General features: G+C 57.4%; 8 protein-coding genes. 5 read left to right on the top strand and 3 right to left on the bottom strand.

The genetic code is table 11. From position 1 onward, the window contains the following. Nucleotides 1-18: 18 nt before the first annotated feature. The 3 genes from EUZ85_RS20320 to EUZ85_RS20330 form a co-directional block, all read right to left on the bottom strand. A complete protein-coding gene (locus EUZ85_RS20320) occupies nucleotides 19-723 on the bottom strand; it encodes a glycine zipper domain-containing protein (protein WP_127971371.1) in 705 nt (234 codons plus the stop codon). A 25-nt stretch (nucleotides 724-748) separates the two neighbouring features. Beyond that, nucleotides 749-3,697, bottom strand: a complete 2,949-nt coding sequence (locus EUZ85_RS20325; protein ID WP_127971373.1) for a protein kinase — start codon at nucleotides 3,695-3,697, stop codon at nucleotides 749-751. 134 nt (nucleotides 3,698-3,831) lie between these two features. After that, nucleotides 3,832-4,581: a PP2C family serine/threonine-protein phosphatase gene (locus tag EUZ85_RS20330; protein ID WP_127971375.1), complete on the bottom strand. Its 750-nt coding sequence runs from the start codon at nucleotides 4,579-4,581 to the stop codon at nucleotides 3,832-3,834. A 200-nt stretch (nucleotides 4,582-4,781) separates the two neighbouring features. Here EUZ85_RS20330 and EUZ85_RS20335 point away from each other — a divergent pair, with 200 nt between their 5' ends. From EUZ85_RS20335 to EUZ85_RS20355, 5 genes are all read left to right on the top strand, one after another. Beyond that, the gene (locus tag EUZ85_RS20335; RefSeq protein WP_127971377.1) at nucleotides 4,782-5,915 is read left to right on the top strand and encodes an AAA family ATPase; all 1,134 of its coding nucleotides are present in this window, start codon (nucleotides 4,782-4,784) and stop codon (nucleotides 5,913-5,915) included. Then, nucleotides 5,912-6,331 (top strand): hypothetical protein, encoded by a 420-nt coding sequence (locus EUZ85_RS20340; RefSeq protein WP_127971379.1) that lies wholly within the window; start codon nucleotides 5,912-5,914, stop codon nucleotides 6,329-6,331. The genes EUZ85_RS20335 and EUZ85_RS20340 overlap by 4 nt, the downstream gene beginning before the upstream one ends. Then, complete coding sequence (locus EUZ85_RS20345) at nucleotides 6,321-8,183, top strand: hypothetical protein (RefSeq protein WP_129498755.1); 1,863 nt, start codon at nucleotides 6,321-6,323, stop codon at nucleotides 8,181-8,183. The genes EUZ85_RS20340 and EUZ85_RS20345 overlap by 11 nt, the downstream gene beginning before the upstream one ends. Then, entirely contained in the window at nucleotides 8,183-10,888 is a 2,706-nt protein-coding gene (locus EUZ85_RS20350; RefSeq protein ID WP_127971382.1) for a bpX6 domain-containing protein, read from the top strand. Before EUZ85_RS20345 ends, EUZ85_RS20350 begins: the two co-directional genes overlap by 1 nt. A 123-nt stretch (nucleotides 10,889-11,011) precedes the next feature. Next, the gene (locus EUZ85_RS20355; RefSeq protein ID WP_127971384.1) at nucleotides 11,012-13,033 is read left to right on the top strand and encodes a diguanylate cyclase domain-containing protein; all 2,022 of its coding nucleotides are present in this window, start codon (nucleotides 11,012-11,014) and stop codon (nucleotides 13,031-13,033) included. Nucleotides 13,034-13,078: the final 45 nt, after the last annotated feature.

Genomic DNA, 13,078 nt, shown 5'->3' on the forward strand with positions numbered 1-13,078 from the left:
TCCTGGTCCGGCCTGAGATTAGATCAGGTTCTGCTGGATAGCCGCCAACTGCTCTTCCTGCACGCGCATGGAGCGGATAGCGTCAGTCAGTGCGACGATCTCTTTCTGCAGCGCGTCTTTTTCAGGCGTCGGCGCAGGGTTTTCCGCCAGCATGGCGTCGAACTTGGTCACCAGGTGCTGATGGTAGTCTTCCAGCACTTCGATCTGGCCGGCGTTTTCTGCGGAAACTTTTTGCAGACGCTCGTTCTGCTTGGCGTACACCAGCTTTTTGTTCTGGTTGGACACTTTGGTCTTTTTGACTTGGGCGATTTCTTTTTCGATGGACTCGATTTCTTTCTGCAGATTGTTTCTGGTGTCCAATGCGTATTCACGCTGCGCCGTGGATTTGGCGATCATCACGTCCAGAGTATCTTCCTGGGAGATAGCTTCTTCACGCTGGTCCTGCACGTGGCTGCCCAGAAGACCGCCCAGCAGACCGCCAGCCGCTGCGCCGACCAGTGCGCCGCGTCCGCGTTTGTCCTTATCCACCAGAGCGCCAGTCACTGCGCCCAAAGCCGCGCCGGTCACCGCGCCTTCAGTCACGGTTTGGGTGCGTTGATCGCTAGTGGATTGGGCGGTTTGCTGATCGGCCTTCTGGTCCGCATTCTGCGGTTTGGCGTTTTGTTGCTGGCAGCCAGTGGTAGCCAGTGCGCCTGCGAGGATAAGGAGGCTTAATTTCTTCATCTTACTAATCCTTATAGCTAGTCGTTTAATTCAAGATTGCGTTCAATTGATCTTTCAATTCGTCGTCTCCAGCCTCAGCAGTGGAAATGCATTGGCCGAGATGATCCAGCAGCAGGCGGGTAACAGGCTGATCGGATAGATTTGCGGTTGTCACTCCGTTGTCCTTTAAATGACGGGTAAATTTCTCTGCGCTCAGGTTCTGATCGCATGCATTCGCCAAAGCTGTTTTGTATTCCCCTAGACTCTGCGCCGCCTGATCCTGCGCAACGTTAAGCTGCGCACGCGTCTTCTGAACATCCTGCTCGTAACGGCTACCAAAACGCTCCCGTAAATCTTCGTTCACTTTGAGACGTTTTTGCAGAGTGAATGTATTGCTTTCGGCCTTCACCCAACTACTGTAATGCTGATAGAGGAACAGACTGTGGCTGGGACTGAGGTCCTGCGTCACTGTTCCATTGGCGGGCGCCGGGCCGCCAAGGCCGGTTATTGTAGCGATTGGCGAAGGAATTAGCACTATTACGGCTAAAATTCCTCCAGCCGAACCTAAACCGGCCACTCTCGCCAGACGTTGCCCGAAGCGTCCGTCCGGCGCTTTGGCGAACACCTGCCGAATGCCGATGCCCGCCACGAAGCCGCCCAACGCCAAAGTAATAAGATACTGCATGGGTCCGGCAAGATTTGTCCCCAATCGTTTGATGGAGGACAACATATCTCCCACCGACGAGAGATCCACCGGCGATCCTTCCACCAACGCCAGCCCGCACACCAGTGCGCTCAAACTCAGCCCGTGCAGCAACAGATATTTCGGGCGGAACGGAATGCAGCCCAGCAACACGCTGAACATCAGACCGAACACCAGCCCTTTTTCCGCCTGCAGGTAGGAAGCGTGGTTACGCAAGGTGAACAGGATGAAGCCCGTGGACATGGCGGCCCACAGTGAACCGAAAATAACGCGTTCAATTAAAGCGCGCTTATAACGCCGCTTCTCTTCCCGTTCGTCCGCCAGCTGCGCTTCCGCCATGGGCAACAGATCAAGAATAAATCTGGCCTCGGCGATGCTGGTCGGCTCCGCTCGATAAATACGCCCGAACCATTTGACCTGGGAGGCTTCCCGGAAGCGTTCGATGGGAACCTGCGCCATGATCTCGGCGGGAGACTGGTGTTTGAGTATCGCCTCCAACACATGGGCCATAAAGGCCATGCCGGGCATTTTCTCGAACGCGCCGGGCTGGGTGAACGACCCCATTTCGGCGAACTTCAGCGGAATATTCAGCAGCGGATTGGCTTCCACTCTCGGCATCAGCGTCTCAGCTCCGCTTTGCTGACGCAGTCCTTTCAGAGAGGTCAGATAGGCGATAACTTCGCGCTGCCAATTATGCGCGTATTGGCGCAGGGTGACGTCTCGCTGCGTCTTGCCCGCCTGCTCCAATAAGTTGTGACGATAGACCCCGGTCAGGGTTTCCAGGTTGCTGCGGGTCAGGTTCTTGGCGCCCTGCCCTAGAAACGCCTGCAGCCCTTCCCGGGTCAGCTCCAGTTCTTTAAATTTGGACTTGAGACTGGGGTTCAGATAACTGATGAACTTGAACAGACGCAGATTGGGGTCGCTGCTTTCCTGGGCGAAGTGGCGCACCCGCTGCGCCGCCTCCAGATTGTCCTGTGAGGAAAACCAGTTTTCCAGCTGCTTGGCCAGCACCTTGTCCACCAGGGGATTGACGTCCCATTCCGATTGCAGCGCCTTGCCGACTTCCTCTAAGGTCATGCAGTCGTGCAGACCGATACGGAAAGCCCCTTCCGGCACTTTGCCGCGCGCAGACACCCGTCGCGCTTTCACCGGCTCCAGGTCCCGATACACAGGAATGTCGTTGTCGCCGGCCAGCCAGCGGCCTATTTGCTCCGTTCCCCAACGCAACTCATTGTTACGAGTCAGCAGGCCTGCGCATAACAAGCGCCAGCGCACGTCGGCGACGCCGCTCACATCGATGTCATGCAGAATCTTATAGTCCACCACCGTTTCGTGGTCGATTTGCTCGAAAACGCCCTTGCCGCGCAGACACTCCATGATGATCATGCCCACCGACCACCAGTCCAGAGCGGCGGATTTGAGACCCGTGCTGGCCTCCGGCGCCGCATAGCGCTCGGTGCGGGAGATCGTGGTGCGGTTGCTTTCGGTATTCATCATGGAGGAAATACCAAAGTCCACCAGACAGATATCCAAAGGCGAGGTGGTGCGCAGCAGAATGTTGTCAGGTTTTAAATCCCGGTGGACGATGGAGTGTTCATGCAGACGGGTCAGTGCGTCATGCAATTGCGCCAGCAGCTTGTGCACCATGGTCAGCGACATGGGGCCGCTGAGAGACTTCAGGTAGGTTTTTAAGGTTCCGGCCTGTACAAATTCCATCACTTCGAAGAAGCGGTGGGTGCTCATACAAAACTGAGCTTCTATCAGGTTAACAATATGATGCTTGCCCTGATTCCCCAAGAGGTAACGCACCACTTCGTCCTTGGGGCGCATATTCGGGTTGTACAGTTTAAGAATGCAGTCTTCGCCGGTATCGTGCCGGGTGACGATGCCGACGGTGGCTTCCGCGCCGATGGTGGTCAGCCACTCCACCAAGTCATAGTTTTGCAGAATGGCGGGGGGAATCACGCCCCAAGTAGAGGCTTTACCGGTAGCGGTATTATCCGTGCGCCGAGAAGTGTTGGGTGAAGATACAGCCGTCGCGGGCTGCGGCACCACTTTGGTTTCCGGAGCCGCTTCAGGTTGCGGCTCGGTACGCTCCTGGGGCTCCGTACGCAATTGCGGCTCGGTCGGCTCATCCCCCTGCGCGGCGTCTTCCTCGGCGGGTCGCGCCTGCGCCAGTTGAGTCGACTCCATTCCCGGCGCTACTACCGTCGGTTCACAGTCCTGTTGCGGTTGAGTGGGATCCACCACTTCGTCCAAGCTATCCTGTGAAGGGCGAGAATCCTCAGTCACTGCACCACTCCGTCAGACCTCTGAGTAAAACGTACGTCAACGGCCGCTGTTTAAATGCAAGCCGCATGAACACCAAAACACCATCCCGGGCATGACGACTCAGCGTCTCCCGGGACAGGTCATGCACACCGGATTCAATCATCCAGTCTTTCTATAAGAATAAACGAAAAATTGTCATGCGCTCCGCCGGCTTTGATACGAGCGCTCAGCCAGTCGCCAACCTGCTCTGTGTCGCCGGACATCATGTTGGCCTCAAATTCAGAGGCGGAGACGATATCCGTCACCCCGTCGGTGCAGATCAGCAATCTGTCAGTGACGCCGAATCGAATCGGGCGGTAGTGGGCGAAGGGAGCATTGTTAACCGGCTCTACTCCCAGGGCGGCGATCAGTTTGTGACCGTCCAGCCCGGTTAATTCAGGTGGGTCATCATCGTCGTATCCGAACACATCGTCAATACTGACCTGACGTAAGTACCCGAATTGCCAATGATAAATGCGCGAATCTCCAATGTTGAACGCATGCAGCGCGCCCTCTTGTTCATAGACGCCCGCGAGAGTAGCGCCCAGTCCGTGGGTCTCAGGGCGATTATGCATCAGCTCCGCCAGACGGGACTGACAACGGTCCAATACGCTTTGTAAATCCGGCGCAGCGCTCAGATTGCACGCCGCCAGAGTGGAGCACAGCGTATAGCTGGCTAACGCGCCGCAGGCATGACCGCCAAGACCGTCCGACACAGCCCAGCTTTCCGCTCCTGCGGTTTCAAAATACCGGGTGACGGGCTCCGGCATGGATTGATTAATAACCTGACCGCAGATCAGCACAGTGTCTTCATTGTGCTCTCGTTGCAGTCCGGTATTGGTTTGAAACGTTACCTTTAATTTCACTCTTTGCGATCCCTGACTTTACTATCGAACCCTTATGCGCCCTGTCGTATTATCGTTTGACTTCACCGACGCGCCGGCTATCATTTTGTGGCGGGCCGCTGCGCGCCCTATTTGTTACAAACTCTCGTTTTCACAACGAGTTGCGCGGCCACCCCGTTATTCTTCAGAAGCCCCTCCACATTGGCAAGCAACTTATTACTATGGAAGTATCAAACGCCCTCTCGGCAGTGCGCCAAGCCGTAAAAGAAGCCACCCAAGGGCTGGTTGAGCGCGAAACGATCGTTGACCTCATTCTTCTTTCCGCCGTGGCGCGGGAGCACCTGCTGATAATCGGTCCTCCCGGCACGGCCAAGAGCGCCGCCGTACGCCGGATTTCCCAGGCGCTGGGAGGAAAATACTTTGAATATCTGCTGGGACGCTTCACCGAACCCAGTGAAATTTTCGGGCCTGTGGATATCCGCAAACTGTCCGAAGGCGTCGTGGAAACCGCCACTGACGGCATGCTGCCGGAGGCGGAAATTGCGTTCCTGGATGAGGTCTTCCTCGGATCGACGGCAATTCTAAACACCTTGCTTGGGGTTCTCAACGAGAGACGCTTCAAGCGTGGGCATACGCAAATAGATTGTCCGCTGCGTATCTGCGTGGCCGCCTCCAACCACTTACCGGAAGATGAAACGCTCGCGGCCTTCGCCGACCGCTTCCTGGTGCATTGCTTTGTAGAGCCCGTGGCGGATGCGCAGTTGGAAGAGTTGCTACGCCAGGGCTGGTGGGCGGCGACCCACCCTCCAGTCAAGAGCTGTGAGATAAAGCTGCTGGATACTCTGGCGGAGCAGGCGCGACAAGCGGACATGTCGCTGGTTCAACCTTTGTTGGCGAAGTGCGTGCGCCAGTTGCGCAAGGAAGGCATTCAATTGTCTGACCGCAGAGTGGTGAAGGCGCAAGGTCTGATCAGCGCCGCCGCCACGCTGGCGGGTCGAAGCCAGCCCACTGAAGCGGACCTGTGGCCATTGCTGTACGCTGTCCCTACCCGGGAGAATCAGGAAAGCGCCCGAGAGATTCTTAGCGATGCGTTGCGCCATTGTGAAAATGACGCCCTGTCCGCCGCCGCGGAGGCCGCCGCCAACAGCCCAGCTGCTCGCGCCGCGCGGTTGGCGGAAAAAGCGGAGGCGCTGTTACAGGAAGAAGCCTCTCATGAACGCCGCAGTCGCCTGGAAGCACTCGGGCGGGAAATCGACGCAGGCTTTGCGCCGGACGCCCTGCCCGAGCGCCTCACCGATCTGCGCCAGCGTCTGCAGGATGCACTGACTCAGCATGAGGCTTCACAGGGAGAATGATTGAGATCGAATGGCGACGGAGCGAGCAGCCAATGCAACCCGGTGGACTGCTCGCGCGCAAGGAATACAGAGCCGACTGTCTGCGCGCGCTCCTGCAACTGGAGCCGACGCGCCAGACGACGCTAATGGGCGTGGCCGCCGCGTCCTGCATTGTCATCCTGGGCCAGGAACAAGATCTTCCCTGGATTCCGGGCGTTATTTATCTTGGCCGCGCGCCATCCAGCCCCCACCTGTGGTGGCCGACTTACTTACAGCCGATGACGCCGCCGGACCTGTTGCAACAAGCCGTGCGTCGTCACGCCGGCTCTGGCGATTTCGCCATTGATCCAGAGAACAAGACCTTGATTCCCCTGCGGGAGGCCTTGCCACTGGACCCGCACACCATTCAGGACATACTGAAACGCCATGCGACTTAATAAAGGCGCCGAAAAATGGTCTGTTCTGCTGCAGTTGTTTCAGGATGACCTCGGAGACTATCTGAACACAACACAGCAAAAGCTGGCCACGTTGTTCGGTCCGGCGCGACTGAGCGCGCTATCGGGCGAGCGCGAACCGGACGGCTACGCAGGCGTGTCCCGAGAGGCGGACTACCAACGCCTGCTGCTTAGTGAATGGACGGTCGCCAAGCGCTACCCCCATGAGTTTATGCGCAGAGCGGCAATGGGCGAGCATTTGTTTTTGGCGCAGGCGCAAAAGACATCTCGAAACGACCAAAGCACCATCCTGCTTTTTGACGCCGGCCCCATACAGTTGGGCGCGCCGCGACTTGCGCACCTGGCCCTGTTTATCCTTTTCCTGCGCCGGACAGCCCAGCAAAAACGCATTCTGCGCTGGGGGATGCTGCAGGACGACAAACTGCAATTGAGCGAACAGGCGGACGAAAACGCGGTCATGAAACTGCTGTGTTCGCGCTACCCGCAGCCAGTAACGATGGAACACATCTCCGCCTGGAAGCAGCGCTTACAAGATCAGGAGTATTCAGAATTGTGGCTGGTTGGCGGCCACACGCCAGCCTCCCTGACCCATTCCCGATCTATTCTGATTGAGGAAAACGTCGCAATTTGCGCCCCGGCGTCGCTGCAGGTCAGCCTGCCATCTGCATCCGCCAGTTCCGGTAAACCACCCGGCGACCCACTTGCTTTCTCCAAAACGCTTACCCTCCCCCTGCCTGAACAAGATATCGGCCTGCGTCTGTTGCGCAATCCATTCAGCCGCAACAAAGCGACGCCTGAATCGACTCAGCAAGAGGCTATCACCGGGTTTGCGGCGTTCAGCCAGAACGGTCGCAAACTGGCGTTTTTCCAGGGAGCCAACAAAGTTGTCGCTATGTCTATTCCCGGCTCTTCCCGCGAAAACCCAGGTGGGGTGAAAACGCTGGCTTGGCCAAAGAGCCAGCAGTTGCTGGCTTTGTCTCTCAGCAAAAAGCGCCTCAGCGCGATTCTCGTCTCGGGACAAAAGACCTATCTCCACCGTTTTCCAGGCTGCCAGGAAACCCTGGCCCGTCCCGGCGCCAACCCTCGCTCCCCCCAGCCGCCAGGGACGCCGCCAAACCCCTTGTTTTTCACGCCCACCGCCAAGGAACAGCGCCAACTTTGGGCGAAAGACGCCGAAGGACGGTTGCTATATATGAACTGGGACGCCGAGGATGCGGAGTTTCAGCGCAAAGACGAAAACGTTCTATATCTCGACGCTTATGGCAAACGTTTATTCCGAGCAGTTTGGCGCAAGCCGAACCTGGTCGTCTATGGCGCAATGAGTGGAGAAAGCGCCCCCCTGAAGGAGAAGCAATTTCCTACTGAACTGCAATCGGAACCCAGTGTTTTCTTCCATACCGGATCTCATGGTTCTGTACAGGGCGTGCCCGCCATGGCGTATCAATATGCTGAGACTACCTGGAAGATCAGTTCCGCATCAGTGAATGAAACCTTCAACGTCGCCGCAACGGATGGAACCGTGGTCGGCATCGTCTCATTCGCGCCGGCAGCGGAAGAGTTGGGAGGGTATGTGCGTCAGTCCAGACCCAGTTTGATTGTGCTGGAGCCGTGCGGGACCAAAGTCACCGCCCGTCAGGACTCCCATGCTTTTTTGGTGATGAAAAATACGCGCAAAATGTCGCATATGATGATTAATCCACATCTACCCTATCTGCACTACATTGAAGACAGCGGAGACTATGTCGTCTACGCCATCCTGAAGCAGGAAGAACTCCTGCGCCTGCCCGTCGACGCCGCATCAGAGGCTTTTTCGGATTCAGGCGGAGAGCGTTAATGAAAGCGAAAAAGCTGCTGCACCAAGGCGTTCTTGATTGCCAGGGCCTCTTGCTGGAACTCGGAAGCAATGACGCGAGTCTCGACAAACTGAAACGCCAGATTCTGCAAAACTGGATTCCAGGCTCCTTTCTTTATGAGCTTGACGAATGTTGGGCGCTGGTTTGGCCACGGCCACGAGAACTGGACTGCCAACAGATAAGCGGTTACGCGCTGGTGCGTTATGGCGACACACTGTCGACCACTCCCCTGCATGACGGCCAATTTGCGCCAGACGGATCTTTACAGTGGTTGCTGCGGCAGCATGCCGGCGATTTGACCAGGTACTCTTTACACAAGGAGAAGCTGCGCGATCCGTCTGAGTTTATCGCTATTAACCGCTACCAAGTTCTGACGGTGGAGCCGCTGGGGGAAATCAGCCCGCCTGAAGCCGCCATCCATCATGTCGACAGCAATGTCCGCCAGGTATTCAAAGAAGCCGGCTTAGAAGCGTCGCAAGCGCAACAGGAGACTCTTAACGCGCTAAAGCAGATGCATTCTGGAGCAAACGCCGGCCCGACGCTTACTGGTTTGGTTCGCGCCGCGCTATCCGGATTATTCAGACCGTCGGGAGACAATGGGCCCGGGGCGGCGTCAGGTCAGGGGCGCAAGCCCAGCACACCATGGTCGCGAATGCGCGATGCGGTGTCCATGTATCTCATGACCACCCGCATGGGCGCTCTCCTTGGCAGAAAACAGGCCCAGCATCTACATAAGATGATGGAACTGTTTGAGCAAGGGTTACTGGAAGAGGCGCTGAAAAATGCGATACCACTGGGGGATATAAGAGACGCCTTCGATAGGAACACGGAACGCCCTGCTTTGGGCTCGCCCGACGCCCGCCAGGATCTCTCCCTGAGCACACACCGACAAAGCAGCGGCGGCTCTATTTACGTGCAAGATGAGTCCATGAGCCTGCTGGAGCGAACCTACGAGCAGGCGTTCAAACGGCTGGACGCCGCCGGCAAAATCGAAGAAGCGGCGTTCGTACTGGCGGATCTGTTGCGCAAATACGAGAGAGCGGTGGACTATCTGGAAAAGCACGGCAGGTTCAAACTGGCGGCTGAACTGGCGGAAGGACAACAACTTTTCCCCGCCCGGGTCGTGCGGCAATGGCTCTTGGCGGGGGATACGGCCCGCGCCATCGCCATCGTCAGACAGACTGAATGCTACAGAGCCGTCCTCGACCTGCTACATCGACACGCGCCGGAAGAAGCCGCCCGAATGCGCTGGGAATTCGCCAGCCAACAAGCCGCGGAAGGCGCCTTCCATGAGGCGGTGACGCTCGCCTGGCCGTTGGAGGATAAGCGCGACGAGGTGATTGAGTGGATCAACCGGGCTGTTTCCGAAGGCGGCGATAACGCAGCGAAACTATTGATCTATTACCTGAAGACAGGACATCAAACGAACGCTCAAGCTTATCTACGGGAAGCGCAGCGAATACTGTCTGATGATCGAGCTGAATACGCCAATGTCCGCCATGCCCTCATTCAGGAGTTAAGCGCCAGCAATGGCGCGGACGCTAAACAGGAAGGCGTGCGGCTGGCGGCGAAAACAGCGGTTCGCGCCCTCCTCAAAGAGCTGAACGCAGGGCATGCGAAGTACGATAAGCGTTCGCTGCAGCGACTTCTCGGCGTAGCGGCTGATCCATTACTGAGTCATGAGATAAACGCGCTCGCCCTGGGCGCGGCTCATCATGGAGCCGGAGAACCACTGCATGTTCGCGCCTCGCCTCTGGAATACAGCCTTGCCAAAGGCGATGGCGCAGCCATCCTGGACATCTGCCCCCTGCATAACGGCGGCCTTCTTGTCGCACGCGGCGACGCCGGCTTGTTTATGTATGACGCACGAGGCCACTGCGTTCATAGCTGGTCTGTCGGCGCACGCGCGCTGGTGGGGTCGGATCACGGCAATCGTGCGCTGGTGCTGGATCGCAATGAAAGCTTTATCAAAGCGCAATATTTTGATCTCGCCGCACGCAGCGTACGCCGTTGGCTGGAACTTAAAGCTGACCGCATCGCCACCAGCTTCGATGGCGGACAATGGATCGCCGCAGAAGGGACCAGCCTGTGGTCGCTGGATGTGTTAAGTTCCCAGAGAAGTGCGTTATGGGGCCTCTCCGATTTACCTGGCCGGGTCGTTGCGCTCAACCGTACGCCTCAGGCGCTGACATTGCTGGTGCAAAGCTCCGAGGACGCCTTCGAGTTATGGCGCTATCGGTTACCGCACTTTTTCCTGCGCGCACGCGATCCGGTCAGCAAAACGATCATTCGTCAATGCCGCCCCCTGGCGATGGGGCCAGATGGCGTCATCGCCGGCCTTTTCACGAATCAGGGCGACAATGGAGCGGAGTATTTATCGCTCCTTGAAGGCGATCATCGTGGAGAACCATTAGCACTGCCGCCAACGGATAAAATAGCCCATGCGCTGCTGCAGGATGACTGGCTGGTGGTGGAAACCCAAAGTCCCGGCGGCGGTCGCAAGTTTCGCCTGTATGCAAGACAAGGCCGACTTATCCGCCAGCTCTGCCTGTCCATTCATGTAGAGGGCTTTGCGCCGGTGAACATGAAGTTCTTCCCCAAACAGCTGGCCCTGTATAGCGATGACGGCAGAGTCATGGTGGTGGAACTTAACGAAGGCCGTCTGGTCAAGGACTGGAGCCTTTAAGGCTTAAGCGCCAGGATTGCCCGGCGCAAAATATATTTTCTTACGCCACGGCTTCCGTCTTGCAGTTTTAAGTCCGCTCATCTACACCTAAAGAACTCTCCCCTTGTGGCCAGGACGTCCGCAATGAGCTTAAGGTTAAGGACCCTGCTCTCCCTCAGCTTCGCCGGGGTGGTCATCGCGACGACCGCCGTGGTGAGCGCTATTGTCGACTATGAAGCTTCTCACCGCCTGCAAAAAGAACTGGATCGCCAGTTTATCGGCGCCGCGTCGCAACTGGCCGAAGACCTGGATCGGGGAATATACGCAAGGCTGCGGGATATCATCAACGTCTCCAGTCTTCCCACCATGCGCCATTTGCGGGAAGGCCAGGAGGAGGAACGCCGTAATATTCTGGAGGCGCTGAAAAGAACCCAGGAATATTACGCCTGGATCGGATTCACCGACGAAAACGGCGTCGTACTGCAGGCCACCAATGGTTTGATGGAAGGGCTGAATGTCGCGAGTCAGTCCTGGTGGCTGGGTGGAGAAGCCGGTCCTTATGTGGGCGACATTCGCAGCCTGCGCCAGGACGCCATCAATAACCCCGGCTTCACGACCAAGCTTTCCAATTTCATTGAGATAGCCGCCCCAGTTCGCAACGGACAAGGGTTGGTCATCGGCGTGCTGGGCGCCTATGTGAGCTGGGATTGGGCCTCAGAGCAGGCGGCAAATGTCTTGCGTCACCAGAGCCAAAAATTCGAGTTATTGGTTGTCTCCCAGCAAAACCGCGTCATCTTGGGGCCAGACTCCCTGCTCGCCCTGGACATCCATTTGCCGGATTCGCCTAGAGCCAACGCGATTGGGTTGATTCAATGGCCAGACAGCGAACGCTATCTCACAGGGTTCGCCGACACCAAAGGCTTTCGCAGCTTCAAAGGCCTGGGGTGGACCGTGGTGGCGCGTCAGCAGGCGGACACCGCGCTAGAGCCGATCCGCCAGCTACGCACGGTTATCTGGCGGTGGGGCGCGATCATCGCCGCGGCATTCGCCCTGGTCGGCTGGGGCATCGCTGAGCAAATCTCCCGTCCGTTGAAATCTCTCGCGGCTTCCGCCCGTCAGATCAAGGACGGCGCGCGTCTGATCGCCTTTCGCATGCAGCAATCAGCGCCCCAGGAAATTCACTTTTTGAGCGATGCATTGGGCGACATGATGCAGCAGTTGAAGTCCAGGGAAACGGCATTGCAACGCCAATATGCGGAATTGGATATGCTCTATGAAGGCGCGCCTATTGGTATCGTCATTGTCGACCAGACCATGCACTGCCTGCGCATGAATGTGAAACTCGCTGAGTGGAGCGGGCTGCAAAATACCGTTGTGCACGGACGTACGGTCACTGAGCTTGCGTCGGAACTTCTGGGGCAGTTTGAAACGCCGCTTTCACAAACACTGCTATCGGGATCCCCTTCCTACAACGCCGAAGCCGTGATCGAGGGCAAGGCGAATGAGGTAGAGAGACACTTCCTCGCCGCCTGCCTGCCTCTCTTCGAAGATGAACAAAGCGGTCCCGCCGGCGCCGCGCTGCTTATTTCAGAGATGACCGCACAGCGTCAGGCGGAATATTTCGCGACGCATGACTCACTGACAGGGCTCGCCAATCGGCGTTTCCTGACCGCCTACTTATTTCAGGAACTCGCCATGGCCCGCCGCCGCAAACGCAAGCTGGCGCTACTCTATCTGGACCTGGATCGTTTCAAAGCAGTCAACGATACCTATGGCCACGACGCCGGGGACGCACTGTTGAAAGAAGTCGCATTTCGCCTCAAAAACATCTGCCGTGAGTCCGACCTGATTTCGCGCCTGGGCGGAGACGAATTCGTCATCGTCGCCCTTGACCACAAGAACCTCAACAACTCCGCCCGCCTCGCCAAAAGCGTCGTCATCAGCCTGTCGCGCCCTTATATCCTCGGCGGCGTCCATATCCACACCTCCCCCAGCATCGGCATCGCCATCTATCCAGACGACGCCGACGACGAAACCACCCTGCTCCGCTACGCCGACGAAGCCATGTACGAAGCCAAAAAATCCAGCCCCGGCCAATACCGTTACTACTCGCTGATCAAACCAGGATTACTGGAAGCTAAGGGTGGGTCGGATTCTGTGGCTTGAGGAAGTGTGCGTTCCGAGTGTTAATGGTATTGCCAAATGGGGGAT

Source organism: Hahella sp. KA22 (genome assembly GCF_004135205.1).
GTDB lineage: Bacteria > Pseudomonadota > Gammaproteobacteria > Pseudomonadales > Oleiphilaceae > Hahella.

Bases quoted from the DNA above. Each gene is read 5' to 3' on its own strand.
- EUZ85_RS20345 (WP_129498755.1), top strand. From the start codon at position 6,321: ATGCGACTTAATAAAGGCGCCGAAAAATGGTCTGTTCTGCTGCAGTTG.
- EUZ85_RS20340 (WP_127971379.1), top strand. From the start codon at position 5,912: ATGATTGAGATCGAATGGCGACGGAGCGAGCAGCCAATGCAACCCGGT.
- EUZ85_RS20335 (WP_127971377.1), top strand. From the start codon at position 4,782: ATGGAAGTATCAAACGCCCTCTCGGCAGTGCGCCAAGCCGTAAAAGAA.
- EUZ85_RS20350 (WP_127971382.1), top strand. From the start codon at position 8,183: ATGAAAGCGAAAAAGCTGCTGCACCAAGGCGTTCTTGATTGCCAGGGC.
- EUZ85_RS20355 (WP_127971384.1), top strand. From the start codon at position 11,012: ATGAGCTTAAGGTTAAGGACCCTGCTCTCCCTCAGCTTCGCCGGGGTG.
- EUZ85_RS20320 (WP_127971371.1), bottom strand. From the start codon at position 723: ATGAAGAAATTAAGCCTCCTTATCCTCGCAGGCGCACTGGCTACCACT.